The 26,650-nt window shown below is 64.6% G+C and carries 25 protein-coding genes; 10 read left to right on the forward strand and 15 right to left on the reverse strand.

The features are described 5' to 3' along the window. Window position 1 precedes the first annotated feature (1 nt). Together AC4FS3_RS03980 and AC4FS3_RS03985 are read right to left on the reverse strand one after the other, a co-directional pair. A complete protein-coding gene (locus AC4FS3_RS03980; RefSeq protein ID WP_491019480.1) occupies window positions 2–1,501 on the reverse strand; it encodes a sugar ABC transporter ATP-binding protein in 1,500 nt (499 codons plus the stop codon). After that, window positions 1,498–2,361, reverse strand: coding sequence for a sugar phosphate isomerase/epimerase family protein (locus tag AC4FS3_RS03985; RefSeq protein ID WP_491019481.1), 864 nt, complete (start codon window positions 2,359–2,361; stop codon window positions 1,498–1,500). Before AC4FS3_RS03985 ends, AC4FS3_RS03980 begins: the two co-directional genes overlap by 4 nt. Window positions 2,362–2,472: 111 nt before the next feature. On the opposite strand from AC4FS3_RS03985, the gene AC4FS3_RS03990 reads away from it, so the two are divergent. After that, window positions 2,473–3,516 carry a helix-turn-helix transcriptional regulator gene (locus AC4FS3_RS03990; RefSeq protein ID WP_491019482.1) on the forward strand — a complete coding sequence of 348 codons (1,044 nt, stop codon included), beginning with the start codon at window positions 2,473–2,475 and terminating at the stop codon, window positions 3,514–3,516. Window positions 3,517–3,859: 343 nt separating this feature from the next. On the opposite strand, the gene AC4FS3_RS03995 is transcribed toward AC4FS3_RS03990, so the two are convergent. Further along, entirely contained in the window at window positions 3,860–5,116 is a 1,257-nt protein-coding gene (locus AC4FS3_RS03995; protein WP_491019483.1) for an MFS transporter, read from the reverse strand. Window positions 5,117–5,322: 206 nt separating this feature from the next. On the opposite strand from AC4FS3_RS03995, the gene AC4FS3_RS04000 reads away from it, so the two are divergent. Continuing rightward, entirely contained in the window at window positions 5,323–5,796 is a 474-nt protein-coding gene (locus tag AC4FS3_RS04000; protein WP_491019484.1) for a carboxymuconolactone decarboxylase family protein, read from the forward strand. Continuing rightward, the gene (locus AC4FS3_RS04005; protein WP_491019485.1) at window positions 5,786–6,640 is read left to right on the forward strand and encodes a sigma-70 family RNA polymerase sigma factor; all 855 of its coding nucleotides are present in this window, start codon (window positions 5,786–5,788) and stop codon (window positions 6,638–6,640) included. The genes AC4FS3_RS04000 and AC4FS3_RS04005 overlap by 11 nt, the downstream gene beginning before the upstream one ends. A gap of 30 nt (window positions 6,641–6,670) precedes the next feature. Here AC4FS3_RS04005 and AC4FS3_RS04010 read toward each other — a convergent pair whose 3' ends face one another. Beyond that, window positions 6,671–7,678, reverse strand: a complete 1,008-nt coding sequence (locus AC4FS3_RS04010) for a zinc-dependent alcohol dehydrogenase family protein (RefSeq protein WP_491019486.1) — start codon at window positions 7,676–7,678, stop codon at window positions 6,671–6,673. Between the two features lie 139 nt (window positions 7,679–7,817). On the opposite strand from AC4FS3_RS04010, the gene AC4FS3_RS04015 reads away from it, so the two are divergent. Further along, window positions 7,818–8,168, forward strand: coding sequence for a winged helix-turn-helix transcriptional regulator (locus AC4FS3_RS04015; RefSeq protein WP_491019487.1), 351 nt, complete (start codon window positions 7,818–7,820; stop codon window positions 8,166–8,168). A 449-nt stretch (window positions 8,169–8,617) separates the two neighbouring features. Here the strand turns inward: AC4FS3_RS04015 and AC4FS3_RS04020 are convergent, their stop codons facing one another. The 6 genes from AC4FS3_RS04020 to tam all read right to left on the reverse strand — a co-directional run bounded on the left by AC4FS3_RS04020 (window position 8,618) and on the right by tam (window position 13,806). Continuing rightward, a complete protein-coding gene (locus tag AC4FS3_RS04020; protein WP_491019488.1) occupies window positions 8,618–8,836 on the reverse strand; it encodes a hypothetical protein in 219 nt (72 codons plus the stop codon). A 231-nt stretch (window positions 8,837–9,067) separates the two neighbouring features. Further along, complete coding sequence (locus tag AC4FS3_RS04025; RefSeq protein ID WP_491019489.1) at window positions 9,068–9,727, reverse strand: GntR family transcriptional regulator; 660 nt, start codon at window positions 9,725–9,727, stop codon at window positions 9,068–9,070. 210 nt (window positions 9,728–9,937) lie between these two features. Next, window positions 9,938–10,861 carry an NUDIX domain-containing protein gene (locus AC4FS3_RS04030; protein ID WP_491019490.1) on the reverse strand — a complete coding sequence of 308 codons (924 nt, stop codon included), beginning with the start codon at window positions 10,859–10,861 and terminating at the stop codon, window positions 9,938–9,940. Further along, window positions 10,837–11,283 (reverse strand): TrgA family protein, encoded by a 447-nt coding sequence (locus AC4FS3_RS04035; RefSeq protein ID WP_491019491.1) that lies wholly within the window; start codon window positions 11,281–11,283, stop codon window positions 10,837–10,839. Before AC4FS3_RS04035 ends, AC4FS3_RS04030 begins: the two co-directional genes overlap by 25 nt. A 210-nt stretch (window positions 11,284–11,493) precedes the next feature. After that, the gene (locus AC4FS3_RS04040) at window positions 11,494–12,726 is read right to left on the reverse strand and encodes an aminotransferase class V-fold PLP-dependent enzyme (protein ID WP_491019492.1); all 1,233 of its coding nucleotides are present in this window, start codon (window positions 12,724–12,726) and stop codon (window positions 11,494–11,496) included. A gap of 282 nt (window positions 12,727–13,008) precedes the next feature. Next, the gene (gene tam, locus AC4FS3_RS04045) at window positions 13,009–13,806 is read right to left on the reverse strand and encodes a trans-aconitate 2-methyltransferase (RefSeq protein WP_491019493.1); all 798 of its coding nucleotides are present in this window, start codon (window positions 13,804–13,806) and stop codon (window positions 13,009–13,011) included. Between the two features lie 270 nt (window positions 13,807–14,076). Between tam and AC4FS3_RS04050 the strand changes: the two genes are divergently transcribed. Further along, window positions 14,077–15,129, forward strand: a complete 1,053-nt coding sequence (locus AC4FS3_RS04050) for an ABC transporter substrate-binding protein (RefSeq protein WP_491019494.1) — start codon at window positions 14,077–14,079, stop codon at window positions 15,127–15,129. A gap of 1,114 nt (window positions 15,130–16,243) precedes the next feature. Here AC4FS3_RS04050 and AC4FS3_RS04055 read toward each other — a convergent pair. Together AC4FS3_RS04055 and AC4FS3_RS04060 are read right to left on the reverse strand one after the other, a co-directional pair. After that, window positions 16,244–16,717: an Hsp20 family protein gene (locus AC4FS3_RS04055; protein WP_198835534.1), complete on the reverse strand. Its 474-nt coding sequence runs from the start codon at window positions 16,715–16,717 to the stop codon at window positions 16,244–16,246. Window positions 16,718–16,919: 202 nt separating this feature from the next. Beyond that, on the reverse strand, window positions 16,920–17,891 hold the full coding sequence (locus tag AC4FS3_RS04060; protein ID WP_491019495.1) for a trypsin-like serine peptidase: 972 nt from the start codon (window positions 17,889–17,891) through the stop codon (window positions 16,920–16,922). A 245-nt stretch (window positions 17,892–18,136) separates the two neighbouring features. Between AC4FS3_RS04060 and AC4FS3_RS04065 the strand changes: the two genes are divergently transcribed. The 5 genes from AC4FS3_RS04065 (at window position 18,137) to AC4FS3_RS04085 (ending at window position 24,236) form a co-directional block, all read left to right on the forward strand. Continuing rightward, window positions 18,137–19,024, forward strand: coding sequence for a LysR family transcriptional regulator (locus AC4FS3_RS04065; protein WP_198835536.1), 888 nt, complete (start codon window positions 18,137–18,139; stop codon window positions 19,022–19,024). A 230-nt stretch (window positions 19,025–19,254) separates the two neighbouring features. Then, complete coding sequence (locus AC4FS3_RS04070) at window positions 19,255–20,496, forward strand: FAD-dependent oxidoreductase (protein WP_491019496.1); 1,242 nt, start codon at window positions 19,255–19,257, stop codon at window positions 20,494–20,496. Continuing rightward, a complete protein-coding gene (locus AC4FS3_RS04075) occupies window positions 20,486–20,965 on the forward strand; it encodes a YbaN family protein (protein ID WP_491019497.1) in 480 nt (159 codons plus the stop codon). The genes AC4FS3_RS04070 and AC4FS3_RS04075 overlap by 11 nt, the downstream gene beginning before the upstream one ends. 96 nt (window positions 20,966–21,061) lie before the next feature. After that, on the forward strand, window positions 21,062–22,267 hold the full coding sequence (locus AC4FS3_RS04080) for an efflux RND transporter periplasmic adaptor subunit (RefSeq protein WP_491019498.1): 1,206 nt from the start codon (window positions 21,062–21,064) through the stop codon (window positions 22,265–22,267). Window positions 22,268–22,277: 10 nt separating this feature from the next. Further along, window positions 22,278–24,236 carry a MacB family efflux pump subunit gene (locus AC4FS3_RS04085; RefSeq protein ID WP_491019499.1) on the forward strand — a complete coding sequence of 653 codons (1,959 nt, stop codon included), beginning with the start codon at window positions 22,278–22,280 and terminating at the stop codon, window positions 24,234–24,236. A 213-nt stretch (window positions 24,237–24,449) separates the two neighbouring features. Here the strand turns inward: AC4FS3_RS04085 and bfr are convergent, their stop codons facing one another. The 3 genes from bfr to AC4FS3_RS04100 all read right to left on the reverse strand — a co-directional run bounded on the left by bfr (window position 24,450) and on the right by AC4FS3_RS04100 (window position 26,630). Then, window positions 24,450–24,935, reverse strand: a complete 486-nt coding sequence (gene bfr, locus AC4FS3_RS04090; RefSeq protein WP_491019500.1) for a bacterioferritin — start codon at window positions 24,933–24,935, stop codon at window positions 24,450–24,452. A gap of 153 nt (window positions 24,936–25,088) precedes the next feature. After that, window positions 25,089–25,346 carry a (2Fe-2S)-binding protein gene (locus AC4FS3_RS04095; RefSeq protein ID WP_198835542.1) on the reverse strand — a complete coding sequence of 86 codons (258 nt, stop codon included), beginning with the start codon at window positions 25,344–25,346 and terminating at the stop codon, window positions 25,089–25,091. 18 nt (window positions 25,347–25,364) lie between these two features. Further along, window positions 25,365–26,630, reverse strand: coding sequence for an imelysin family protein (locus tag AC4FS3_RS04100; RefSeq protein WP_491019540.1), 1,266 nt, complete (start codon window positions 26,628–26,630; stop codon window positions 25,365–25,367). Window positions 26,631–26,650 lie beyond the last annotated feature (20 nt).

The raw sequence follows: 26,650 nt of genomic DNA on the forward strand, positions 1-26,650 counted from the left end.
CTCATGCCGCCACCCCCAGCGAGAGACGCATGATCTCCTGCTCGCTGGCGCCGCGGGGCAATTCCCCCTGGATCGTGCCGCGATGCATCACGAGAATGCGGTCGGAAATCCCGATCAGCTCGGGCAGATCAGAGGAGACCACGATGATGCCGCGCCCCTGATCGGCGGTGTCGCGCATGGTCTGATAGATCGCCGCCTTGGCCGCGATGTCGATGCCCCGCGTCGGCTCGACGAATAAAAGCACCGCCGGGTCCAGCGCCAGCCAGCGGGCAATGATCGCCTTTTGCTGATTGCCGCCGGACAGCGCCCCGATGTCCTGGCCGTAATGGGCCGCGCGCACATCCATCCGCGAAAGCCCCGCGTCGAGTGCCTCTTTGGAAAAGACCCCTGCCCCGGGCCGGGCCCAGGCGGGCCGCATGGCGCGCAGCGCAAGGGCCGCGTTGTCGCGCACTGACTGGCGCAGCGCCAGCCCCTCGCGCTTGCGGTCCGCCGGCAGATAGCCCAGCCCCGCCGCAATCACCCGGCGCGGATTGCCCAGCGGCATCGGCTCGCCCGCCAGCCGGGCGGTCCCCCCCTCTGGGCGCAGATCGCCTGCAAGCAGCCGCGCCAGCTGACCCTTGCCGGAATCCTCCAGCCCGGCCACGCCGAGGATCTCGCCCCGCCGCAGGCTCAGGCTGATGCCGGGCAGACCCGCAGCCCGCACATCCTGAAGCTGCAAGACGGTCTCCCCCGGTGCGCTGACCGGGGCGGCAGGGTAGAAGTCCTTCAGATCGCGCCCGACCATGGCCGAAACGATGGCGGGGATCGTGGCCTCCGCCTGCGGACGGGTCCAGACCAGCCGGCCGTCTTTCAGCACCGTCACCCGGTCGCCAATCGCCGCAACCTCAGGCATCCGGTGGGAGATATAGACCAGTGCCACCCCCTGCTCCCGCAGCGCGCGGATCAGATCCAGCAAATGCCGCGCATCGCGGTCGTCCAGCGCGGCGGTCGGCTCGTCCAGCACCAGAATCCGCGCGTCAAGCAGCAGCGCCTTGGCAATCTCGACAAGCTGCTGTTCCGCGATGGAAAGCTCTGCCACGATATCATCCGGGCTGATCCGCGCGCCCACACGCTGCAGCAAAGCCACGGCCCTCATCCGCATCGCCGCACGGTCAAGCAGCATCCCGGCAAAGCCCTTCCGCACCATCTCATGCCCCATGAATATATTCTCGGTCACCGAGCGATGTGGCAGCAGGCTGAGTTCCTGATGGATGATCGCGATCCCGGCCTGCGCCGCCTCACGCGGATGGGCAAGGCGCATCACCGAGCCGCCGATACGGATCTCGCCCGCATCGGGGCGGTAGCTGCCGCCCAGCACTTTCATCAGCGTGGATTTCCCGGCGCCATTTTCGCCGCAGATCGCATGAACCTCGCCGGGCAGGCAGTCGAAACTCACCGCATCCAGCGCCCTGACGCCGGGGAATTCCTTCGAGATTTCGCGCATTTCAAGGACCGGGTTCATGCCGTGAGGCCCTCCCCGGCAAGCGCCCATTCGCGACGGATGAAAGCCGCACTATCGGCAAAAAGCGTATCGAGATCGTCAAACAGATCGCGCCAGACCCGGGTCGCTCCGGCCAGTTCCGGCAAAGCGCGGCCAAAGGCCTCGACCGTCAGCCAGCCGTCATAGTTGCAGCGGCGCAGGGCCCGGAAATGCGCCCGAAACGGCACATGGCCGGTGCCAGGCACGCCGCGGTCATTTTCCGAGACATGGAAGTGGTTGATTTCGCGGTGATAGCGCTCATAGGTCGCGGGCGCGTCCTTTTCCTCGATATTGGCGTGGAAGGTGTCGAACATATAGCCGTAATTCGGGTGATCCACCTCGTGGAAGATACGCGAGGCCTCGGCCATGGTGGACATCATATAGCATTCAAAGCGGTTCACCGCCTCGGCGGACACCCTGATGCCGGCTTCGCCCGCATAATCGGCCAGCGCCCGCATGGCGTCCACACAATGGCCGCGCTCGGTGTCGGTCGGGCCAAGGCCGGTAAAGACCCCGACCGGCGAATGCAGCGGGCCTGCGATGATCTCGCCGCCCATCGCATGGGTGCAATCAACGATCCAGCGGTGATGATCGCGCGCCCTGGCGCGAATGGCGGGATCGGGGCTGACCGGGTTCGCCTCGGGCGTGGCCACGGCGGCAGCCCCGGGCGTGATGCCGAGATCGGCAAGAATGCGCCCGATGTCGCGATACTGCGCCGGATTTCCTGAAAAGACCGGGATCTCCAGCGCGTCATAGCCATGTGCCTTCAGTCGCGCCAGTTGCTGCGCATGGGCCGGCGTGATCGCGGCCCCGATCACCAGCAGATTGAAGGCAAGCTTCATCGTCAACTCCTCTTCCCGGCAGACAAGGTGACAGACTTGACAGAAGCTGACTTGCACGGATGATCATTGGTAAAAATCTTAAGTCATATTTCTGCGGGGAGGCGGAACGCCATGAATGAGATCAGCCCGTTCCGGGAGGCGCCGCCTTGCGAAAACCGCCGTCCAACAGTGTTTCGCCAGCCGGATTCGATGATGTATGCCGATAATTGCCGCGAATTGCAGGCCGCCGCGCGCCGGGGCGAATGCGAGCTGCATGCCTGGACCCGTGGCAGCTATCCCGGCACGGGGCTCGGGGATCTTCTGCCCGGGATCTGCACGGTCGGCTTCTGGGATGCCCGGCACACTCAGACCTGGGGCCTCGCGCGACATTGCAATGAAGGGTTCAAGATTGCCTGGCTGGCCCGCGGGCGGCTGGATCTGGTGGTCGACGACAGAAGTTACGATCTGCGGCAAGGCCAGTTCATCGTGATCCGGCCCTGGCAGCAGCACGCCATCGGCGCGCCGCATGTCGGTGCCAGCCGCCTCGTATGGATCCTGCTGGATGCCGGTTTGCGCCGCCCGTCCGAGCAATGGCACTGGCCGGGCTGGATGCTGTTTTCCGACGCGGAGGCCCATCACCTTGGCCAGCTTCTGACCCAGAACATGCGGCCGGTCTGGGATGGCAATCCCGACCTCGCGCGCGGGTTTGAGGCCCTGCCGCAGATCCTGACCACCCGCAGCCCCGAAGAGGGCGAAAGCCGGCTGAAGCTTGCGATCAACGCCGTGATGCTGTCCCTGATCGAGCGGATGGCCGCGCAATCTCCGGAACTGGACCCGCAGCTTTCCACATCACAGCATACGGTGGCGATCTTTTTGCGCCGCCTGCCCGATGCTCTGGCCGAAGACTGGACGCTGGATGGCATGGCCGAGGAATGCGGCCTGTCGCGCACCCGCTTTGCCGATCTGTGCCGCCAGCTGACCAACAGGACCCCGCGCCAGTATCTGCAGCATCTGCGGCTGGACCATGCGCGCGGCCTCTTGTCCGGGAACTATCCCGCCAGCGTCACCGATATCGCCTTTGCCTGCGGGTTCAATTCCAGCCAGTATTTCTCGAACGCCTATCGCAAGCGATTTGGCGAGGCGCCCCGGAATACCGGGCAGGTGGCAGCGCAATGAGGCCGGCCATGCAGGCCCGTGTAAGTCCATGTAGGCCACGCCTTTGCCGCAATTCTTTTGAAAGGGTCGGCGACCATTTGCGATGAGCGCTGGTATCTGCCCGTCAGACCAGCCGCCGCTGATATGAGGTCAGCACCGTGACTTTCGCGGCGTCACCACCGATCAGCCTCATGCGGCGACACCCCCTGCAAAGCGTCGCTGTACCGACCAACGGCGCCGGGCCATCGCATCACGCGGTGCCTTCCTTCTGGGGGCCGGTCACTTCGTCGGCGAGCCTGCCCCTCCCTAGGGCGCAGATATAGCAGCTGACCGCGGCATATGGGGCAAATGGGGCAACGGGCCGTCAGCGCCTGGCGGGCTCTGGCGGGACGGCTTTCGCCAGCAGTACGGGTGACAGAAAACCCGCCAGTGCCACCAGCCCGCTGACCGCGCCCATCGCCACAAAAAGCCAGCGGATGCCGATCATCTCACCCACCGGCGTGGCGATGGCAAGGCCTACCGGGGCGGCAAGCCCCATCATCGTCGCCATCAGCGACAGGGCGCGGCCCTGCAGATGGTTCGGGACCCGGGTCTGGATCAGGACAGTCAGCGGCGCATTCCCCAGAATGAAGGCCAGGCTGCTGACGACCCAGAACACCACTGCCAGCCAGAACATCGTCCCCGGCATAAGCGCTGCCAGCGCGAAGGCAAAGCAGGACAGCGCAAACCCCCAGAGGATCCACAGCACCAGCCGTTTCGGAGCCAGCGCGGTTACGATGATGCCGCCAAGGATCATGCCCGCACCGCCCAGACCCTCGATCACCGCGACCTCTGTCGGGCCGCCGCCGAATTGCTCTTTCACCAGCAAGGGCACCAGCGTGAAGGAGGGCATCAGCACCAGAACCACCGCCGTCAGTAAAAGATAGACCCGCCACAACACGGCATCACCCCTCACCAGCGTCACGCCCTCACGGAACTCCGCCCAGAGGCTGCTGCGCTGGTCTTTCGGCATACGGGCCTGCGGGATCGCATAGATCAGCAGCGGCACAATGCCCAGAACGGCGGTGACAACGTCGATGGACAGCGCATAACCGATAGGCATGACGCTGATCGCAAGCGCTCCCAAAGGCGCGGCGGCGATGGTGATGATCCCCATCAGCGTCTGGTTCAGCCCCGCCGCGCGCGGCAAAAAACTGACCGGAACCAGCATTGCCGTGCTCGCCGCCGCCGCCGGCTGCTGAAAGGCCTGCATCGCACTGCGGATGAACATCATGGTGTAAATGTGCCAGAGCTCGATCCGCGCGCTCAGGAACAATGCGATCAGCACCAGCATGCACAGGGCACTGACCAGATCGGCGACGATCATGATCAGGCGGCGGCTGTAGCGATCCGCCAGCGTTCCGCCCAGCGGCCCCAGCAATGCCTGCGGCAACAGCGCGACCAACCCCGCCAGGGCCAGCGCCGAGACAGAGCCCGTGCTGTCGGTGATCCACCAGATCAGCACAAATTGCGTCATGGCAGAGCCGATCAGCGAGGCTGCCTGCCCGCCGAAGATCGCCCAGAACCGCCATTCCCAGCCGGGGCCGGGATCGCGGGCGGCGCTCAGACCTGTATCCGTCATGGCTGCGCCCCGCCTGGTCCCGACATAAGCAAACTCCCTCACGGCATTTGGTCAGCAACCCAACGTCGCTGACGCAAAACGATGGCTGGGATATCCCGCAGGCGCATCAGGTACTGAAAACCTGATCTCCGGAAAAATCCCCATTCTATGTCACATTCCGCTATGCTGCCTCGTCATGCAGGTGTCTGATCAAAGAGGAGAGACCGATGATACCCCGCATGACCGATTACTTCAAACGCGCCGAAGCCGGGTTCAGGCCGCTCTACGCGCTGGAAGCCGCGCTGAAGGCCGGCCCGCTGGAGGCGCCGCTCCTGCATCTGATCAAATTGCGCGCCAGCCAGATCAACGGCTGCGCCTATTGCATCCACATGCACACGGCCGAGGCGCTGAGAGACGGCGAGACGTCGCTGCGCCTGCATATGCTGGTCGCATGGCGCGAAAGCCCGCTCTATTCTCCGCGCGAACGCGCAGCCCTCGCCTGGACCGAAGCGCTGACGCTGCTGGCTGAAACCGGGGCGCCGGATGCCGACTGGGAGGCGGTGAAGGCCGCTTTCAACGAAGATGAGCGCGCCTGGCTGTCGATGGCCGTCGCCGCGATCAATATGTGGAACCGGGTGCAGGTCGGCTTCCGCGCCGCCCATCCAACCGAACTGCCCAGCGAACAGAGCCATGCCGCCTGACCGCCACACCGAAATCTTCGAGACGCAGCGGCCCCGGCTGCTGCGTCTTGGCTACCGTATGCTCGGCTCGCGCCATGATGCCGAGGATGTGGTGCAGGAAGCATATCTGCGATGGCACCACAGCGATCAGGGGGCAGTGCTTGAACCCGCTGCCTGGCTGACCCGGGTGGTGTCGCGCCTCTGCCTTGACCAGATGAAATCCGCCCGCGCCCGGCGTGAGGCCTATCCAGGCACCTGGCTGCCGGAGCCGCTGATCGAGCCGGAGGAGGACGCGATGCGCCCCGACAATCTGACGCTGACCCTGATGATGGCGCTGGAGCGGCTGTCCCCGCTGGAGCGCGCGGCGTTTCTGCTGCATGACGTCTTTGGCCAGCCCCTCGATGAGGTCGCCACCACAATCGGGCGCAGCCCCGCCGCCACGCGCCAGCTGGCAAGCCGGGCGCGGGCGCATGTGAAACTCGACCGGCCCCGACAGGAGATCCCGCGCGAAAGGCGCGACAGCCTCGCCCGCGCCTTCTTTGACGCCTGCCTGTCGGGCGATGCCGAAAGACTTGGCGCGATGCTGGCAAGCGATGTCAGCGTGCAATCCGATGGTGGCGGCAAGATCCGCGCCTTCGACATCATCCGCGGCAGCGACCGGGTCAGACGGCTGTTCCAGGGCATCACGCGAAAGTTCGGCCCGATCGAGCTTTTGCGGATGGTCAGCATCGACGGGTTGCCGGGCTACCTCACCCGCGTCGGCGGCATCTTGCAGACCACCGCGCTGGAATTCGACGGCGAGCGCATCGCCAATATCTATATCACCCGCAACCCCGACAAACTCGACGGGGTTGCGCTGCACTGACGGGATACGGCTCCGGTCTCCGGATCTGTCTCACCAGGTCAGGCAGATCTTGCCAAAATGCCGGCCCGCCTGCTGCCAGGCGAAGGCCCCGGCGATCTCTTCCAGCTTCAGGCTGCGGTCAATCACCGGCCGCCAGCTGAACGCCTCCAGCGCGCGGACCATGTCGCGCTGGTCTTCGCGGCTGCCGACGATCAGGCCTTGCAGCTTTTGCTGCCGCGCCATCAGTTCCACCGTCGCCACTTCGCCGGAATACCCGGTCAGCACGCCGATCAGGGCAATATGGCCGCCCACCCGACAGGACCGGATCGACTGGGTCAATGTGGCCGGGCCGCCGACCTCGATCACGATATCCGCGCCGCGCCCGGCTGTGGCTTCCATCACCGCCACGCTCCAGTCCGGGTTTGCGACATAGTCAATGACCGCATCGGCCCCGAGATCGCGCAGACGTTCCGCCTTGGCAGCGCCTGAGGTGGTGGCGATCACCCGTGCGCCCATCGATCTGGCCATTTGCAGCGCGAGGATCGAAACGCCGCCGCTGCCCAGGACCAGCACGGTATCGCCCGCTTTGACCCGGCCATCGACCACCAGCGCCCGCCAGGCGGTCAGGCCCGCCGTGGTCAGCGTCGCCGCTTCGGCATGGCTGTAGCCTTTGGGGGCATGGGTGAAGGCGCTTGCCGGCAGCGTCACGCTTTCGCGGGCAAAGCCGTCAATACCATCCCCGGGGACCGTGGCAAAGCTGCCGGGCATGTCGCGGCCCGATTGCCACTCGGGAAAGAAGCAGGAGACCACCGCATCGCCCGGCGCGAATTCGGTGACATCTGCGCCGATGGCCGTCACGACGCCCGCGCCATCCGCCATCGGGATCAGGGCGCCATTTGCCTTGCGCGGCCGGGTCACCACCAACAGATCATGGTAATTGAGCGAGCTCGCATGCAGGCGCACGGTGATCTCGCCGACACCCGGCGCGGCAGGTTCGGGCAGATCGACCAGCCGCAGATTCTCAAGGCCGCCCGGAAAGGCAAGCTGTATCGCTTTCATGAAACTCACTCCGGTTTGGGGCAGGCTTTATAACCCTGCCATTGCCCGACAGACTAAAGCGCTGTAGTCAATTCTCGCAAGAACGCACAAATTTCGCATATACTTACAAAAATGTAAGTTACGGACGGCCGGAGGAAAAATGCGCAAGCTGAACAGCAAAAGCGGTTGTGCGGTCGAGGTGACGCTTTCGGTCATGGGCGGCACCTGGAAGCCGATCATCCTGTTCCATCTCTTGCGTGGCCGCATGCGCTTCAGCGATCTGGGGCGGGCGATCCCGTCTGTCACCCAGCGGATGCTGACCCTGCAGCTGCGCGAGCTGGAGGAGGCCGCGATCATCACCCGCACCGTCTATCCCGAGGTACCGCCACGGGTGGAATACGGCCTCACCCCCCTTGGCCACACGCTGGAGCCGATCCTTGTCTCGATGCGGGACTGGGGGCAGACCTACACCGGCGCGGCGCCGGTAACGGAAGCCTGCGCGGCCTCCTGAAAGGGCGGCAGCCCCCGGCCATTTCCTTCGATGGAATGTGGGGCATACGATGCCCAGGGGTCTCGGGCCCAGGGGAGGGTTTGCCCGCGCCGGCACCTCTCGCCCCCCATGTCGACTTTGATATCCGGCAGCTTGCAAGCGCCGACCCGCATAAGGATGTCTTGCAGCAAGAGGCCGGGTTTCGCCCTCGGGATCTGAATATCCCACCGCTTTGCGGTTGTGCGGCCCAGACCCCATGTTCCACGGGAGGTCAGAAGGCATGGCGGGCGGCGCGGCGGCGCCCCCCTCTCATCTCGATGCCGATGCAACTGATCTGGCCTGCATGAACAGTTAGGCTGTGACCTGGCCGCGCCGCAGTCAGGTACCTTGAGGCCGCATATGGCACCGCCGCGCCAGTCTTTGACAACGGGCGAAACGGGGGAGCGGCCAAAGGCGCGGGCATACCCGCTTCAGCAAGAGGTCACGAAGGCAGCCGCGATCCGCCGCACCAGATCTTCAACGCTCATCGGTTCCACCGGCAGCACGGCCTCCCGCAGCACATAGGCCGCCGCACTGCACCCGGCCAGCCGCCGACGCAAAAGCAGGGGCAAGAGCGGGCAAGCGGTGCCCCATCCAAGGCAGGTGCCCCCGGTCACCGCCCGGATGCCGGATGCGATCCTTCTCGACAATCCGTTTCCCGGCGACCCCTCAGGTTCTTGCCCGCATCCCGCGCCGCAAGAATTGCAGCTATTCTAACGACAATTGTGGGCAACCCGATCACCTGCCTGCGCGAGCAGAAGCCCCCGCCGCGCGGGAAAGGGTGAGGATACTTTCCCATCCACACCGTCAGGTGCAGTCCCGGGAATCCAGGATCGGGAAAGAGTGACTGGCGCCTTCAACACGGGGCAAGGCGGCCAGTGTCAGAACGCCCCTTCGGCAAGCGCAAGCCGCACCTGATCCATGCCCTGGCCGATATCCTGCGCAATCGCGGCGGCAAGGGCCTCGGCATTGCCCGCCTCCATCGCCGCCAGCGCCTCGACATGCTGATCCGGCAGCCCGGCCCCCCCAAGCCGCCCCATCACGAGACGCAGGGACGGCCCGGCCCGCAGCCAGAGGGATTGCGCGATATCCAGCAGAACCGGCGCATCCGCCGCCTCGTAAAGCGCGAAATGGAAGGCATGATTGAACCGCAGATAGGCGGCGATATCGCCCTCGCTGATCGCGGTGTTGATGCGGTCGTCCAAAAGCCGCAACCCCCGGATCAGCGCCGGTTCCATCGCCCGCATCGCAAGCCGCGCCAGCTGCGGCTCAATCGCAAAACGCGCCCAGCCCAGCTGATCAAGCACCGATTCCGTCATCTGCGGCACCGAGACCCGACGATTGCCCTGGGGCATCAGCGCGCCTTCGGCCGCGAGCCGCCGGATCGCCTCGCGCACCGGTGTCATGCCGGCGTCAAGTTCGCCGATCAGCCCCTGGATTGTCACCGGCTGCCCCGGCGCCAGCGCGCCAAAGAGGATCATGTCGCGCAGCCGCGAATAGGTGACCTCATGGGTCGGGATCTTGCGGCTATCTGCATCCATCTCGGTCAATCCGGCCCTGAAATCCCCGGCATTCCACCGGAGCCGCACCCATCAACCCACCCCATGGCGGCCTCCCCGGCGACTGAGGCAGAGTTATGACCACCCACCTGGCCCGGATCAAGTGTAACAGGCGTGAAACCTGTGCCTGCGTGACAAAACACGCAGCTTTCCTGCGCCGGGCGCGGCCCAGATGCCGCCTCGGGCCTCTGGTCAGCCCGCGCCCGCAGCTGCGCGCAAGGCAGGCCGCTGCCGCGCCAGCCAGAACAGCGACAGGATCAGCGGCGCATTAGCAAGCCGGCCCTCGGTGAGCCAGGCCATCGCGGTGTCAAAGGGGATCACATGGGTGCGGATATCCTCGCCCTCGGTCGCGAGGCCAAAGAGCCCGCCGCTCTCTTCGGGCAGATCCGCAAGCCCCACCAGTGACCAGATATATTCGGTCAGCGCGCCGGGCGACGGGTAATAATCGCTGACATGCAAAAGCTGGCCGATGGTCAGGCCGGCCTCTTCCTGCGCCTCGCGCCGCGCGGCCTCTTCCGGGGTCTCGCCGGCGTCGATGCGGCCCGCGACCGCCTCGATCAGCCATGGTCGCGCCTCGCCTCTGATCCAGGGGCCCATGCGAAACTGTTCCACCAGCAGAACATGATCGCGCAGCGGGTCATAGGGCAGCACCGTCACCGCATCGGTCGCGACAAAGGCCTCGCGGATAAGCCCCCCACTCATGCCCCCGGCAAATTGCCGGTGCCTGAGCCCGGCCCGCGCCACCGCAAAGAAGCCGCGAAACGGGTGGTCCATGCTGTCGGTCTCGACCCGGGCATCTTCGGGGCCATTGGCGCGGGTTTGCCCGGCCGCGCGCAAAGCAGAGGCCGCACAGGACAGCATCGGCCCGCGCAAGGCATAAAGCCGCTCTGCCGGGGCAGCCCCCTGCTGCGCCAGGATATCCTGGGCAAGCCGCAGCTCCAGCGCCGGATCGCCGGCCTCTGCGCCGCGGGTGGCCGCCTGCCAGAAGGCGAGACGCGCCTCCCCTGCGGCACCGCCGGGCCCGGCGATCAGATCGCGCAGCCCCGGGCATTTCGCAAAACGGGGATCCCCGCCCGGCAGATCCGCCGCGCTCACCGCCAGCGCCGCCTGGTCCATTCGGCAAGCGGCCCGCCAAAGACCCCCGCCACGATCAGCACGCCCAGCACGCCGACCGTCACCATATCCCGGCCGTTTTCCATCATTTTGGTGAACCAGCCCAGCATGGCATCCATCGGCCCTTCATAGCGCATCTTCATCGAATCGGCGACCATCTGCCGCCCCGAAAACACCATAAGCGCGAAAAACGCCATTACAATCGAGGTCTTGAGCCCCGTGCCGAGAGAATCGGCATAGCTGGACCCAACGCCATTTCCCATGATCTTCCAGCCGCAAATCAGGCCGATCGCTGCCGAAACCCCGCGAAAGACCATGGTGCCGCCAGCCCCTGCATCGGGAAGCGCGGGAATATGAGCATTGGCCGCAAGCCAGCCCATCAGGGCAAACCAGAGCGCGGCCACCAGTTTTGCGGATGTCGGCATGTCACTCCTCAGACCCCGGAAGGCCCATCCAGACTGTTTCACTACAGCTGCAAACTCACGCAGAATTTTGTCAATTTGCGGGACGAGTTAAGACAATCTGCGTCAGATCAGCATGCTGCGCGCGAAAAACATCACCGCACAACCGCCCTCTTCCTCATGACCCAAATACTCCGGGGGTCCGGGGGCTGCCCCCCGGCGACCCCGGCTGTCTCAAAGCACCTGATCCAGCGCCCGGATCAGCCGCGCCACATCATCGGCGCTGGTGTAATGCGCCGCTGACAGCCGCAGCACCCCCTTCTCGCGCGCAATCCCAAGCGCCTCCAGCGGCCTGACGGCGTAGAAATCCCCGGCCCAGCAGGCGATCCCGTGTCGGCCAAGCTCTTCCGAGACCGGCTCTGCCGCAGCTGACAGCTCCACCGCCACCGTCGGCGCGCGCCGCGCCGCGTCACGGGGGCCGATCAGCCGCAGGTCGTTGCGCGCGGCAAGATAGTCCAGCAAGGGCTGGATCACCTTTATTTCCTGGGCGCGCATCAGATCATGGACAGCGCGCCCCCGCGCGCCCGCATCGCCGGTGATGCCGTGATGCGCCGCCAGGGCGTCGACATAATCCGCCATGCCCGCACAGGCCGCGACCTGGGCATGGTCTGGCCCGGCGGGCGTATGCCGCTTGTAAAGCGAGCCATGATTGAAGAAATGCCCCTGCCCCGGCAGATCCATCCCGAAAGCCTCGTCCAGCACCATGATCCCCTGATGCGGGCCATAGGTCTTATAGGCGGAAAACAGATAGGCGTCGCAGCCAAGCGCCGGGAAATCCGGGAAACCATGCGGCGCGTAAGACACGCCATCGACCACCACCTTCGCCCCCGCCGCATGGGCCAGCGCAGAGATCGCCGCCACATCATTCACTTCTGCAATCACATTTGAGCAATGCGGGAAGGCCACCAGCCGCACCTGCCCATCCGCCAGCAGCGCGCTCAGATCCGCCGGATCGAGCGAACCGGTCGCAGGATCGAGCCGCCATTCCCGGACCTCGATCCCCTCATCGGCCAGACGCCGCCAGACGCCGCTATTGGCCTCGTGATCCTGGTTCGTCACCACGATCGCCGCCTTCGCCTCCCCCTTCAGCCAGGCCCGCACCGCCTGCGCCAGCACATAGGTATTGGCACTGGTTGACGGGCCGAAAGAGACCTGTGACGGCTTGACCGCCATCATCGCGGCCAGCTTTTCCCGCGCCTCATCCATCTCGGCGCCCGCCGCCTGCCCGCCCGGATAGGGCCCGTAAGGCTGCACCTTGCGGTCATGGTAGAACCGCGTCAGCCGGTCGATCACCTGGATACAGGGAAAGCTGCCGCCGGCATTCTCGAAAAACGCATGTGAGGACAGGACCGGCGAGGCAAAGGCCGGAAACTGTTTGCGGGTAAAGTCCAGATCAAGTGCCGTCATGCCATTTTCCCAGTCATTCTGATCCCTGTCATTATGGTCCCAGTCATTCTGGGGCCTGTCTTTATGACTGCGGAAAAGGGGGGCGGCACAAACCTGCGGCCCGGGGCGCATCCGGTCTCCCGGCCCCCCTTTTCGCAGCAGGTCTTCCAGCCAGAGCCGGCGATGTCTCCCGCCGGCCCAGACCCCGCGACAGAGCTGTTTGCCGCCGGGGATCGCTGCCGAGATTTATCCGGCGCCTCCTGAAAGGCAAGCCCTCTCTTGCGGGGGCAGCCCTGACGCCGTTCAGGCCCGGGTCGCGACAAAGAAGGCGCGCGGGAAGGGCAGGAGAACGCGCCCGTCTTGTTCGGGATAGAACGGCGCGATCCGCGCGCGGAATGCGTCGAGGAAATCCGTGCGTTCCGCTTCGCTCAAAGGCGCGAGCAAAGGTCGCAGCGCCGAGCCGAGGAACCATTGCGTCACCGCGTCCGTGCCGGTCAGCTCCACCTGGTAGACTGTCCGCCAGATATCAAGCTGCCGGCAGTCCGCGCGCAAAAGCGCGTGCAGCTCCGGGGGGGTCAGAAGCGGCACGCGCCGCGCCCGGGCTGCCGTCAGCCGGTCAGCCCAGCGGGGATCGGCCGAGATCTCGCGCATGGCGATATGGGTCGGCTCGTCAAGATTATCGGGCATCTGCACCGCAAGCACGCCGCCCGGGCTCAGCTGCGCCAGAAGCCGGGGAAAGAGCTGCCGGTGATCCGGGATCCATTGCAGCGAGGCATTGGCATAGACCAGGTCCTGCGGCCGCGCCGCCGTCCAGGTCGCAATATCCGCCGCCTCGAAAGCGCAATCCGGCAGCGCCGCGCGCGCGGTTCGCAGCATATCCGCATCGGTATCGGTCCCGGTGATCCGCGCCGCGCCGAACCTTGCGCGCAAAAGCGCGGTGGAATTCCCCGGGCCAGAGCCAAGATCGGTCACCTCCTGCGCCGTCTCCAGCGGCACCGCCGCCAGCAGATCGCGGGCCGGGCGCGTGCGCGCATCAAGGAATTTCGCATATTGGCCCGCGGACCATCCGCCTTCCGTCTGATCTGCCCCGGTCACTGCCATTGTCGCCCCCGTTTCTTTTCAGCTCTGGCCCCGTCTCATCGCACGGGGGACCTCACGCCTGTCTCACGCGGCTACAAATCAGCCGCCCGGAAATCAGCCAGCGGAATTCTTTCCCATATCCGCGACGGCGGAAAGCCGGTTTTGGGTGTCAAAGATGCTTGTGAGAGAATTTCACCTGTCATAGCCTCAGACAGATCACCCGTGCCCGGATCTGCCCCAGGGGGCCAGACTGACGGCACCTGCCTGATATCAACCGCCAGAGGAGTCACGATGACCCGTTGCCTTTCTTACCTTGCCGGAGCCGCTTCGGCCATCGCGATTGCCACCGCAGCGCAGGCCGCCGACCCCGAGCTGACCGTTTTCGACTGGGCTGGCTGGGAAATCGATGGCGCGCTTGCCCCCTATGTCGCGAAACACGGCCAGAAGCCGACCTACGCGTTCTATGCAGATGACGATGAGGCGTTCCAGAAAGTCTCTTCCGGGTTCAAGGCCGATGTTGTCCACCCCTGCCCCGGCGCCGTGCCGAATTACCGCGAAGCCGGGCTGATCGAGCCCTGGGATACGTCGAAAATCGAGGCTTTCGCCAATATAGACCCGGAATTGCTGGAATCGCATCACATCAAAGATGATGAGGGCGTCTGGTTCATCCCCTATGACTTTGCCTATACGGCCATCGCCTATAACAAAGACAAGGTTTCCGAGGACAAGGTCGCCTCGCTGAATGTTTTCCTCAACCCCGACTTCAAGGGCAAGATCGCGATTTCGGACAATTCCGATGACGCCTGGGCGCTTGGGTTCCTCGCTACCGGCACCGACTCCTGGGATGAGGTGACCGATGAACAGATCGAGAAAGCCGCCGCCTGGCTGCGCGAAGCCGCGCCGAATGTGCGCTCCTGGTGGTCGGATCCGTCGGAACTGGCGCAGCTGATGGCATCGGGTGAGGTCGAGGTTGCCTGGTCCTGGAATGACCCGGTCGCCATTTTGCAGGCCGATGGTTTCCCGGTGGGCTTCAACCGCGCGCCGGCTGAGGGTTCCACCACCTTCTTCTGCGGTTTCGTCAATATGAAGAACGGCCCCGGCAAGGAAGACAAAGTCTATGACTGGGTGAATTCGATGTTCGCAGTCGAAAGCCTGCCGTCGATCATCGAAGCCATCGGCTATGCCAATACCAATAAAGCCGCGACCGATGCCATCGATCCCGAAAGGCTGAAATCCGCCTTCCTCGACCCGGTCGAGACCACGCTGTTCCGCCAGACGCCGATGGACCCGGATCTGCGCGCGCGCCTCCTGGAAGAGTTCGAACTGATCAAGATGGGGCTCTGATCTCATACTGACCCGAATGCCCCCCGGCGGAGCGTTCCGCCTGGGGTTTTTCTGTGAGTGGCGGCGTCGCAGGCCAGGGGCCGACCACATCTCCTGCCCCCCCCGCGCGCCTGCCGCAACACCTGTGACAGAGTTTGCGCGGCCCGGGCGGCGTGTTCGCTCTCCCAAAGGCACCGCAAGCTTCCCGGCTCGTTCCGCCCCTGCATTTCCACGGGGCCGCGAAATCGCCGACCTGCCGGTTTCCCCGGATTGCTGCCCTTGTGATGTCTGACCCTCCCGTCTTATGCTCAGACCTATGGGGACGGTCATCGTAAACATTGGCCTGGCCGCCGCGGGCATTGCGCTGGTCATTGCCTCTATTGCGGTGCCCAACCTGATCGTACTTTGGGCGGCGCTTTATGTGGCGCTTTGGGCAGTTACCCTCTGGATACGCAGGAAGAGATAGGTCCAGCCACCGCAAGAGCACCTTTGCCTGCGCCACGACCTGTCCGGCCTGCGCTTCGGGCAGGTGTTGCCTGGCTGCGAGAGCCTTCGTTTTTCGGCCTTCAGGGGCAGGCCACCCGGAAGCCGGGACTTCCGTAATACCAGCACAGATCCTGAAAGATACCGGCGCGAAACCGGAGGCCCAACAGGGAGCCTGGACAATCGCTTTGCCTGGAACCCGATTACGAAGGCAGGCATCGAAAAATCTGCCTCGGCAAGCGTCGCCGGTTGAGCGACTTCTTTTGAGCCGCTGACACGCAGCGGGCCAGAAGCTCAAATTTCCGCCATTTCTATTTTATATCAAATAATTACGCATAAATCTCAGTGCTGAAGATAGCGGGTTGTGGCTCTTCGGCCTCTGTCGGTTTCCCAGAGCTGGACCAGGCAAGGTACGGGCTGCGAGACAACTGCGCCTGAACCACCCTGGTGGTGCTGTCCTTGATCTATCATGCGTGGCCGGCGGCACATGCGGCGCCGACAAGAGATTTCAGCCGTCTGCTCTGGCCGTGATACCGACTGTGGCACTCAGATCATCCCTCGCTGTCGAGGGAACCGTATCAGACGAGAAAAGGCGCATCGGTTGCCCGATGCGCCTCTGGGTCTGCCGAATTTTCTCGGGCAGACCGCTGCCTCAGTTCACCTGTTCTGCCCTGGCCTCAAGCGCGGGGGCCTCTGCCCTGACTGGCCCGGCAATCTCGATCCGGCGCGGCTTCATTGCCTCGGGGATCTCGCGCGCGAGGTCGATATGCAGCATGCCAAGCTCATGCGTCGCGCCGGTGACGCGGACATGATCGGCCAGCGCGAAGCGGCGCTCAAAAGCGCGGGTCGCGATGCCACGATGCAGGAAGCTGCGGGGGGCCTCATCGGCGGCCTTGCGGGCGGTCACAAACAGGCTGCCGTCGCGCACTTCGACCGTAAGATCCTCCGGGGCGAAACCGGCAACGGCGACCGAGATGCGGTAAGCATCTTCGGCGGTTTTTTCGATATTATAGGGCGGATAGCCCGGCTGAGCGACATCGGATGTCAGAACCCGGTCCATCAGATCGGCCACACGGTCAAAGCCGACAGTGGCACGGTAAAGCGGTGCGAAATCATAGCTGCGCATGATCATCCTCCTTGGGAAGCGATGCTCTTCGGATCAAACCCTCCCCTCACGGGGCCGGGCATAGGCGCCGGACCCATCATGGCGTCCGGCATGATCCTGATCTGGGAAGCATGGCCCCCTGCGTCAAGGGGCGCGCTACAGCCGGGCAGAGGTCACATCCGCGTGAGCGCCTCGCTGTGCCGGGAAGGCGCCGCGAGACGCGTTACGGCCGGATGAATTTGGCGCCGCCCTGCCCCATGGTGGAAGCCTGGCCGTCCCCGCTGGCCGGGTCCGCGGTTTCCGCCGCAGTTTCCGCCGCCGCCCCGCCACCGCGATTGGCGCCACCGCCTGAGATCACCCGTACCCCCGCCGCCCCGCGCCCGGGCAAATCGAGCCCAAGTTCATCGCGCAGCCGTTGCAGCGGCGCGTCCACCGCCACGGCGAGCGCGACTTTCTCGCCGTTGTAATCCGCCTTGGCCGAGATCACCGCCACGACCTCGGGCCGCCCGTCGCGCAGCGCGAAAACCGGTGCACCGGAGGAGCCGAAATCGATGTCACAGGTCAGCACCAGCGCCGATGTCTCCAGCGCCAGCACCGCACAATCACGCTCGATCGAAGGCACTTCCGAGCGGTCCTTGGCATAGGAAACCACGCTGACGGCGGCGTCTCGCATCGGGCGGGGGCCAGTGGGAAAGGGCTCGATCTGCGGCAACATGATCGGTTTGTCGAGTTCCAGAAGCGCCAGATCCCAGGCAACGCGGCCCAGATTGTCACTGCCGGAATAAACGTAATCCGGATGTGCGACCGAACGGCGGACGCCGCGATAGGCCTCGGCCCGGCCATTGCGCCAGCCCGCCTGAAAGGTGATCATTTCATCCCTGAGCCGGGCGCCGGTATCTTTGTCAAAGAGGCAATGCGCCGCTGTCAGCACCAGCTGCCGCTCGATCAGCACCCCGGTGCAAAACCCGCGATCCCCCAGCACCAGCTTGCCTACCGGCTGCCAGCCCCGTGCTTCATCGGCCGTCTGCATCCCGATCACTGCCTTCGGATCAGCCGCAGCCGGCGCCGGCAGCAGGATCGGCGCCAGTGCGGCCCCGGCCAAGGCGATAGCGGTCAGTGAAATTCTGGGCTGCGAGAGCGCCAGTCTGCCCGCACCCACCGCCATTGCGACAAAGAAATTCGGCAAACTGATCATCGCTGGTGCAATCGCCCTTTGTATCCATCCGGATCGGCGCGCAGCCGGAGGTGGCGCGCATACTCACCCGGGCAAGCTCCCGCATCATTCTGGTGAATTTGCGGCAAAAGCAACCCAATCTCACGCCCCTCATTGGGCAGGGGAAGATTTCCCTGCATCCTGGCATGTTTACCCCGGAGCCCTCTTGCCTCTTGCGCCAATCCGTAATCATCTGTGCGCTGACGCACAGCCAGCCGGGGAACTTCATGGAAAACTGGGACGAGATCCGAACCGCCTTTCAGGTCGCCCGACTTGGCACCGTCTCGGGTGCGGCTGAAGTTCTGGGCGTGCATCATGCCACTGTGATCCGCCATATTGATGCGCTGGAAAAACGGCTCGGCACGCGGCTTTTTCAGCGCCATACCCGCGGCTATACGCCGACCGAGGCCGGGCGCGACCTGCTGACCGTCGCCCAGACCACCGAAGAGCAATTTGCCCAGCTCGGCTCGCGCATCAAGGGCCATGGCGAGACGGTGCAGGGCGAGTTCATCATCACCTCGATCGCCGGGCTTTCGGGCCTGCTGGTCCCGGTACTGGCCGATTTCCAGCGCCAGCATCCGGCGGTGATCGTGCGGCTTCTGACCGATATGCGCATCTTCCGGCTGGATTATGGCGAGGCGCATGTGGCGATCCGCGCCGGCGCAGCCCCCGAAGAGCCCGACAATGTCGTCCAGCCGCTGATCCGGATCCGCTACGGGCTTTACGCGTCGAAATCCTATGTCGAGGCCTGGGGCAAACCGGAATCGGAACATGATTTCGCCGGCCACCGCTTTGTCATCGCCGAAAGCGAAGGCAGCCGCGCCGCGTTTTTCCGCTGGCTGCGCGACAAGGTGTCGAACGAACAGCTCACCTTCCGCTCGACTGAACCCGCGGCCTGGGATGCGGCGCTGGAAGCTGGAATGGGCATCGGTTTCCTGCCCGCCTGGGAGGCCGCAACCCGCCCCGACCTCGTCGAAGTGCTGGCGCCGCGCCCGGAATGGGATTCGCCTTTGTGGATCGTCACCCATGTCGACCTGCACCGCACCCGCAAGGTCCAGGCCTTTGTCGGGCTTTTGAAGGAAAAGGCCCGCAACTGGCCACAATGCGCCGGGTAATCCGCCTGCCCTGACCCTTGCGGGCCCGGACACGCTTGCGTGACGCAGGCCCGGGCGGCGGGGAGGATCTGGAAACCCGCCCGCCCACATGCGAAGATAGGCGCATGCGTTCAGCCAGCCAGGGCCGCCACAAGCCGCGCGCCCCGCTTTCGCCAGAACGGCAGCGCCGGTCTGCCCCCGAAGGCAGAGCGGAGGCGGCTCAGGGATGGGCCAGAGGCGGGGACAGGACGATGCCGGAACAGGATCAGGACTGCGTGATCGCGGGCGGAGGCCCGGCGGGCATGATGGCGGGGCTCTTGCTGGCCCGCGCCGGTCTGCGGGTGACGGTGATCGAGAAACACCCTGATTTCCTGCATGATTTTCGCGGTGACACCATCCATCCCTCGACCCTGCAAGTGATCGCCGATCTGGGCTGGCTCGAGGAATTTCTGGCTCTGCCGCATCAGAAGGCCCCCGATCTCCATGCTGAGATCGGCGGGCGTCAGGTGACCATCGCCGATTTCCGCAGCCTGAAGACAGATTGCCGTTACATCGCCTTCATGCCGCAATGGAATTTCCTGAATTTCCTCGCCGGAAAAGCCGCCGCCATGCCCGGGTTCACCCTTCGAATGGGGCATTCGGTCACCGGTCTTTTGCGCGACGGCGATAAACCCGGCGATAAAACCTGTGGCCTTACCTGGCAATCGGACAGCGGGACGGGCGAGATCCGCGCGCCGCTCGTGATCGGCGCCGATGGCCGACATTCGGTGATACGGCGCGAGGCGGGGTTTATCGTCACCGATTTCGGCTCGCCGGTGGATGTGGTCTGGCTAAGGCTCTCGCGTCGGGCCGGTGATCCCGCGCCCGCGATGAGCCATGCCGGCCCGGGCCAGGGCCTCGTGCTGATCGACCGTGGCGAATACTGGCAATGCGGCTATGTGATCCGCAAAGGGTCTTATGATGATCTGCAGGCTGCGGGCCTGCCGGCATTTCGTGCGGCACTGGCAGCACTTGCGCGGCTTCCGGCCGGGCGGTTTGACGAGATCACCTCCTGGGATCAGATCCATCTTCTGTCGATCCGGATGGACCGCCTGACGCGCTGGTGGGCGCCGGGCGTGCTTTGCATCGGCGACGCCGCCCATGCGATGTCGCCGGTCGGCGGCTTTGGCGTCAATCTCGCGATCCAGGATGCGGTGGCGGCAGCGAATATCCTCGCGGCCCCCCTGTGCGAGAGAAGGCTGAGCCCGCGCGACCTGGCCCGGGTCGAGGCGCGGCGCCTTCTCCCCACCCGCGCGACGCAAGGCCTGCAAAAGATGATGCGCCGCAAACGACGCCCCGATGGCGCGGCCGCCCCCCGCCCGCCGGGTTTTATCCGCATGATCGCGCGCTGGCCGGTGCTGGCCCGGCTGATGGGGCGGCTGATCGGCCTCGGCTTCCGCCCGGAACGGATCGCGCCCCTTCCCCTGAAGCCCGGGAGTGCCCATGACCGATAAAAGCCCGCAATCCGGCGAAACCGGCAATCCCCCTGACACCAAAGGGTTCAGCAGCGAGAGATTCAGCAGCGAGGCCGGCACCGGCAGCCCGGCCGCCACCAAATCAGTCATCGCCCGCACGCTTTTCCTGGCCCTCGGTCTGTTTCTCACCGGCCTCGGCTTTGTCGGGATCTTTCTGCCGGTGGTGCCGACCGTGCCTTTCCTGATCCTCGCTGCCGCCTGTTTCACCCGCTCTTCGCCCCGGCTGGAGCGCTGGCTGCTGGATCACCGGCATTTCGGCCCGCTTTTGCGCGACTGGCGCGACAAGGGCGCAATCCCGCGCCGCGCGAAATGGATGGCAGCAGGCGGCTGCAGCCTTGGCTTCACCGTGTTCCTCTGGGGCAGCAGCCCCGGCTGGCCGCTGACCCTCGCGGTCGCCGCAATCATGGCTTTGGGCGTGATCTTTGTCTTCACCAGACCCGATGCCTGAACAATAAATCCCGGGCCGGGCCGCGACGGAAGCTTGCGGTGCAAGCGTATAATCCGGCAACAGACGAGCAGCACAAGCAAGCCGGATCACAGCCAGATGCGCAAAATCCTTTGGACCACCCTTATCCTCGCACTTGCCGGCGGCGCGGGCTTTGGCCTGTGGCGGATGCAGGTTAACGAGGGCGCCGCCCAGGCCGCGCCGGTCTCGGAGGCGGTGATCCGCGGCACCTTCCGCAAGACCGTGCTGGCAACCGGCGTGATCGAGGCCGCAAGCCTTGTCTCGGTCGGCGCCCAGGTCGGTGGTCAGATCCAGTCCCTGCCGGTTGAGCTGGGGCAGAAACTCGCCGCCGGAAACCTTGTGGCGCAGATCGATCCTGAGGATCAGAAGACCGACCAGCTGCGCGCCCAGGCCTCGCTGGCGCAGATCCGTGCCCAGATCGCGGCCCAGGAGGCCAGTATCGAAGAGGCCCGCCTCGCGCTCGACCGTCAGCGCGCGCTGAACAGCCGCAAGCTCGCCACCACCCAGACGCTTGAGGCCAGCGAGGCGCAGTTCAAGGTCGCCGAAGCCAATCTCGCGGCGCTGAAAGCCAGCGAATCCCAGGCCGAACTTGCCGTTCAGGCCGCGAATATAGCGCTGGAACGCACAAGGATCACCGCGCCCTCTGACGGTACGGTCGTGGCCCTGGTCGCGCGCGAAGGGCAGACGATCAACGCCAACCAATCCAGCCCGACGCTGATTAAACTGGCCGAACTCGACCGCATGATCATCAAGGTCGATATTTCCGAGGCCGACGTGATCGCGGTTCATGCCGGCCAAAAGGCAAGTTTCACCCTGTCGGGCGCGCCCGATATGCGCTTTGACGCGGTCCTGCGCGATATCGAGCCGGCGCCGGCCTCGATTGCAACCTCCGATGAGGTCGATACCAGCTCGGCGATCTATTACCGCGCCATTCTCGAAGTGCCGAATCCGAAAGGCATCCTCAGGATCGGCATGACCGCCGAAGTGGTGATCGTGATGGAAGAGATCCCCGATGCGCTGATCGTGCCGACCGCCGCGGTGATCTCGGGGCGGAGCAGCGGGAGTAAGCTGCGGGTGCTGGACCCGGCCACCGGCGCGGTCGAGATCCGCGATGTCGAGACCGGGGCCGCCACCGCCAGCCAGACCGTGATCCTCTCCGGGATCGGCGAAGGCGAGCGCATCGTGACCGCCGGTCCTGGCGCCATGCCGCGTGGGGCGGGCCAGCAACCGGGTCAGACCGGCCGGATGCCGGGGACACCGAGGCCCTCGGGCGGGCTGTTCTGAGGCCGGGCAGATGAGTGATCCCGTCAAAAGCGGCCCGCCGCTGATTGAATTGCGCGGCATCAGCCGCAGCTTCACCAGCGGCGGCGAGAGCCTCACCGTGCTGCAAGATGTCAGCCTGACCATCCATGCCGGCGAGATGGTGGCGATTGTCGGCACCTCCGGTTCGGGAAAGTCGACGCTGATGAACGTCATCGGCTGTCTCGACCGGCCAAATACAGGCAGCTACCACTACAACGGCATCGATGTGACTGCCCTGCCCGAAGAAGGCCGCGCCCGGCTGCGCCGGCTGCATTTCGGATTTATTTTTCAGCGTTATCAGCTTCTTGCCGATCTTGACGCCAGCGGCAATGTCGAAGTTCCCTCGATCTATGCCGGCCGCCCCGCTGGCGAGAGATCCCGACGCGCGAAAGACCTGCTCGCGCGGCTTGGCCTTGGCGAGCGCAGCGACCACCGCCCGTCAGAGCTTTCGGGCGGCCAGCAGCAACGTGTCTCTGTCGCACGCGCGCTGATGAATGGTGGCGAGGTAATACTCGCCGATGAGCCGACCGGCGCGCTCGACAACCGCTCAGGCAAGGATCTGCTGGCGCTGCTCGATGAGCTGAATGCGCGCGGCCATACGATCATCATCGTCACCCATGACCGCGATGTCGCCGCCCGCGCCGGACGGGTGATCGAGATCTCGGATGGCACGATCCTGTCGGACAGCGGCCCGGCACCGGTGACGGGCGCAAGGCCCGACCCCGCGCCGCCCGAGAAAACCGGCGCCCTCGCCCGGCTCGGGCGGCTGCGCGACGCTTTCACAATGGCGCTGCGCTCGCTCAATGCGCACCGGCTGCGCAGCTTTCTGACCATGCTCGGCATCATCATCGGCATCGCTTCGGTCGTATCGGTGGTGGCGCTTGGCACCGGATCGCGCGAGCAGGTGCTTGAAAATATCGCCTCGCTCGGCACCTCGACCATCACCGTGCGCCCCGGCACCGGTTTTGGCGACCGCAATGCACGGCGAATCAACACACTGATCGACACTGATGCGACGGTGCTGGCTGGCGAACCCTATACCGCCTCGGCCTCACCCGAGATCTCCACCACGGAAAATGTGACACGCAGCGCGGTAACAGCGAGCCTCTCCGTGCGCGGTGTCGGCGCGGGCTATTTCGATGTCGGCGGGTTTTCGGTGGCCAGCGGGCAGCTTCTGACCCAGATTGCGATAGACAGCCGCGCCCAGGTCGGCGTGCTCGACAGTGATACACGCAACGCCTTCTTTGCCGCGGGCGAGGATCCGATCGGCAAAGTCCTGTTGATCGGGCGGGTGCCGATTGAGGTGATCGGTGTGGTCAGCGCCTCCGGCCAGAGCTTTGGCCCCTCAACGCCGCGGATCTTCCTGCCCTATACGACCGTCAGCCAGCGCATCACCGGCCAGAACCGGGTGGATTCCATCACCGTGCGGGTGAATGATGACGCCGATATGGCCGAAGCCGAGGCACGGATCACCCGGCTCCTGACCCAGCGCCATGGCAAGGAGGATTTCTTCCTCACCAATTCCGACACGATCCGCGAGAATCTGACCGCCACCAACCGGACACTGACGCTCCTGATCTCGTCGATCGCCGTGATCTCGCTGATCGTCGGCGGCATTGGCGTGATGAATATCATGCTGGTCTCGGTAACCGAACGAACCCGCGAGATCGGCGTCCGTCTTGCAGTGGGGGCAAGGCGGTCCGACATTATCGCGCAGTTCCTGATCGAAGCGGTGCTGGTCTGCTTCATCGGAGGCGTGCTCGGCGTCGCCCTCGCCCTTGGCGGCGGCTGGCTGGCTGGCCAGATTGGCCAGGAAATCCGGCTGAGCTATTCCACGCTCACCATCATCGCAGCCTTTCTGTCCTCAACGACGATCGGCATCGTTTTTGGCTATCTGCCGGCGCGCGCGGCTTCGAAACTCGACCCGGTGGTGGCGCTGGCACGGGAATGATCCGCGCGCCGCTCCCTGCCCGGCTGCGGAAGCCTCCGGCGGGGATATTTAAGGGACAGATGAATACACCCCGCAGCATTCATCTGTCTCTAAATATCCCGGGGGTGAGCGGCAAAGCCGCGAGGGGGCTGGCCCCCTCCTGCTTCTCATACTGAAAGAGCCGCGGCAGGTTTCCCCTCCACGGCTCTTCAGGATCAGATATTAAGGCTGTTCTTACTCGGCTTCATTCGCTGGCGAAGCATTCAGCAGGCCGTAATTCTTGTCGCCAAGTTCTTTGAACAGACCCAGCTGGGTCTCGAGGAAGTCGATATGGCCTTCCTCATCCTGGATCAACTCGTCAAACAGCGCGCGGCTGACATAGTCGCCGGCTTCGTCGCAATAGCGGCGCGCCTCGATATAGAGGTCGCGGGCACCGTGTTCAGCGGCAAGGTCCGCCTCGAGGATCTCTTTCACATTCTGGCCGATCCGCAGGCTGTCGAGCTTTTGCAGATTCGGGTGGCCTTCGAGAAAGATGATGCGGGTGATGAACTTATCCGCATGCTGCATCTCTTCGATCGACTCGGCCCGCGCCTTGGCGGCCAGTTTGCCATAGCCCCAGTCGTCGAGCAGGCGGTAATGCAGCCAATACTGGCTCACCGCGGTCAGCTCGGAGCGCAGGCCGGCATTGAGATATTCGATGACTTTCTTGTCGCCCTTCATGGCAAACCCCAATCGTTGCGCGGGCGCAGGGCCCGGCTTGCTACGGATGGGCAGAAGGTAAATCGACCCGACGCCGCTGTCTATGGGGGGAGAGAAACTTTTTAGAATAATTCTAAATCTGACAAAAACGCCCGGAAAAATTCTGGCTTTTTCTCAGCCGAGGCGGCGCGCGCGCATCGGTTTCAGCATTGGAACTGCCGGTCTCGCCGGATCTCCGGCCACACCAAAGCTCTCGCAGCTGCGCATCGTATCAAGGAAGACCGGCATGCAACCGCCACAATCCGCCTTCTTACCAAGCGCGTGATAGACCTTGCCCGGAGTGATGATGGTCGAAGGATCCGCCGCCCGCATCCAGTCCACGGCGGCGCGGATCTCATGGTCGGAGATGCTCATGCAATGACAGACGATCATGGCGGCGGTTCTCTCAGCTTACTGGAAGACGGCGTTGGGGTTGTCGAGGCTGTCGGACCCCTCGAAATCGATCTTCGACAGGCCCAGCACGGAAACTGCGCGTTCGATCGAGGCGGTCTGGGTCACCAGCGCATTGACCGCGCCCATGATCAGTTTCTCGCCCTTTTCATTGCCGGCCTCCAGCATCTGGTCATAGGCGAAGCCCTCCTCGGCGGCGGTTTTGATCGCATTCAGCGCCGCGACCGAGCTGTCCAGTTCGGCCTTCAGCTGGGTATCGACGGCCGCATCCCTCGCTGCCACCAGTTCCGACACTGACGGGCCGGTCAGTTTCGTGCCATCAATGCGGGTATATTCGCCGAGATAGACATTCCTGATGCCCAGCCCATCATAATAATGGCTGTTATGGGTATTGTCGGAGAAGCAGTCATGCTCTTCTTCCGGATCCGAGAGCATCAGGCCAAGCTTCATCCGCTCACCCGCCAGTTCACCATATGACAGTGAGCCCATGCCGGTCAGGATCGCCATAAGCCCGGCCGACGGGTCCTGGACAACCGCTTTGCGCGCCTCGCCCTCAGCCCCCCAGTCACCGGTCATCTCTTCGAGATCCGAGACCAGAAGGTCGGAGGCCGCGATCAGATAGGCGGCGCGGCGGTCGCAATTGCCGCCGGTGCAGGCGTCACCCGTGGCATAATCGGTCCAGGGGCGGTTGCCCGCGCCCGGGCCGGTGCCGTTCAGATCCTGGCCCCAGAGCAGGAATTCAATTGCGTGATAGCCCGAGGCGACATTGGCCTCGATCCCGTCGGCCTCCTGCAACACATCTGCGATCAGCGCGGGCGTGATGGTGGTGGCGTCGATCTCATTGCCGGACAAAGTGAATTTCGGATTCGCGATCACATTCAGCGTGGCCAGCGGGTTCTCCTCGCTCTCGCCGTAGCTGGCGGCGTCGACATAATCGATCAGCCCCTCATCCAGCGGCCAGGCGTTCACCTTGCCTTCCCAGTCATCAACCAGCGCATTTCCGAAGCGGAAGGCCTCGGTCTGCTGATAGGGCACGCGCGCGGCAAGCCAGGCGCTGCGCGCCGCATCCAGCGTTTCCTGCGACGGCTGCGCCACCAAGTTGCCAAGTGATTCCCGCAGCACCCGCGCGGTGGCGAGGCTGTCGCCGTAAGAGGCTTCGGCTATATCGGCATAATGTGCCACCACGCCGGCAGGGTCTGCCGCGAGCGCCGGCGCCGCGAGCGTGGTGCTCAGCAAAGCCGCGAGAACAAGGCGGGAATTTTTCACAAGACGCGGATTTTTCAAGA

It is taken from the genome of Pseudogemmobacter sp. TB195, from assembly GCF_058313095.1.

Coding starts and splice junctions, on each gene's coding strand:
- AC4FS3_RS04000 (WP_491019484.1), top strand. CDS start 5,323: ATGATACCCCGCATGACCGATTACTTCAAACGCGCCGAAGCCGGGTTC.
- AC4FS3_RS04065 (WP_198835536.1), top strand. CDS start 18,137: ATGGAAAACTGGGACGAGATCCGAACCGCCTTTCAGGTCGCCCGACTT.
- AC4FS3_RS03995 (WP_491019483.1), bottom strand. CDS start 5,116: ATGACGGATACAGGTCTGAGCGCCGCCCGCGATCCCGGCCCCGGCTGG.
- AC4FS3_RS03990 (WP_491019482.1), top strand. CDS start 2,473: ATGAATGAGATCAGCCCGTTCCGGGAGGCGCCGCCTTGCGAAAACCGC.
- AC4FS3_RS04010 (WP_491019486.1), bottom strand. CDS start 7,678: ATGAAAGCGATACAGCTTGCCTTTCCGGGCGGCCTTGAGAATCTGCGG.
- AC4FS3_RS04005 (WP_491019485.1), top strand. CDS start 5,786: ATGCCGCCTGACCGCCACACCGAAATCTTCGAGACGCAGCGGCCCCGG.
- AC4FS3_RS04080 (WP_491019498.1), top strand. CDS start 21,062: ATGCGCAAAATCCTTTGGACCACCCTTATCCTCGCACTTGCCGGCGGC.
- bfr (WP_491019500.1), bottom strand. CDS start 24,935: ATGAAGGGCGACAAGAAAGTCATCGAATATCTCAATGCCGGCCTGCGC.
- AC4FS3_RS04075 (WP_491019497.1), top strand. CDS start 20,486: ATGACCGATAAAAGCCCGCAATCCGGCGAAACCGGCAATCCCCCTGAC.
- AC4FS3_RS04015 (WP_491019487.1), top strand. CDS start 7,818: ATGCGCAAGCTGAACAGCAAAAGCGGTTGTGCGGTCGAGGTGACGCTT.
- AC4FS3_RS04060 (WP_491019495.1), bottom strand. CDS start 17,891: ATGATCAGTTTGCCGAATTTCTTTGTCGCAATGGCGGTGGGTGCGGGC.
- AC4FS3_RS04055 (WP_198835534.1), bottom strand. CDS start 16,717: ATGCGCAGCTATGATTTCGCACCGCTTTACCGTGCCACTGTCGGCTTT.
- AC4FS3_RS04050 (WP_491019494.1), top strand. CDS start 14,077: ATGACCCGTTGCCTTTCTTACCTTGCCGGAGCCGCTTCGGCCATCGCG.
- AC4FS3_RS04025 (WP_491019489.1), bottom strand. CDS start 9,727: ATGGATGCAGATAGCCGCAAGATCCCGACCCATGAGGTCACCTATTCG.
- AC4FS3_RS04040 (WP_491019492.1), bottom strand. CDS start 12,726: ATGACGGCACTTGATCTGGACTTTACCCGCAAACAGTTTCCGGCCTTT.
- AC4FS3_RS04035 (WP_491019491.1), bottom strand. CDS start 11,283: ATGCCGACATCCGCAAAACTGGTGGCCGCGCTCTGGTTTGCCCTGATG.
- AC4FS3_RS04085 (WP_491019499.1), top strand. CDS start 22,278: ATGAGTGATCCCGTCAAAAGCGGCCCGCCGCTGATTGAATTGCGCGGC.
- AC4FS3_RS03980 (WP_491019480.1), bottom strand. CDS start 1,501: ATGAACCCGGTCCTTGAAATGCGCGAAATCTCGAAGGAATTCCCCGGC.
- tam (WP_491019493.1), bottom strand. CDS start 13,806: ATGGCAGTGACCGGGGCAGATCAGACGGAAGGCGGATGGTCCGCGGGC.
- AC4FS3_RS04095 (WP_198835542.1), bottom strand. CDS start 25,346: ATGATCGTCTGTCATTGCATGAGCATCTCCGACCATGAGATCCGCGCC.
- AC4FS3_RS04070 (WP_491019496.1), top strand. CDS start 19,255: ATGCCGGAACAGGATCAGGACTGCGTGATCGCGGGCGGAGGCCCGGCG.
- AC4FS3_RS04030 (WP_491019490.1), bottom strand. CDS start 10,861: ATGGACCAGGCGGCGCTGGCGGTGAGCGCGGCGGATCTGCCGGGCGGG.
- AC4FS3_RS03985 (WP_491019481.1), bottom strand. CDS start 2,361: ATGAAGCTTGCCTTCAATCTGCTGGTGATCGGGGCCGCGATCACGCCG.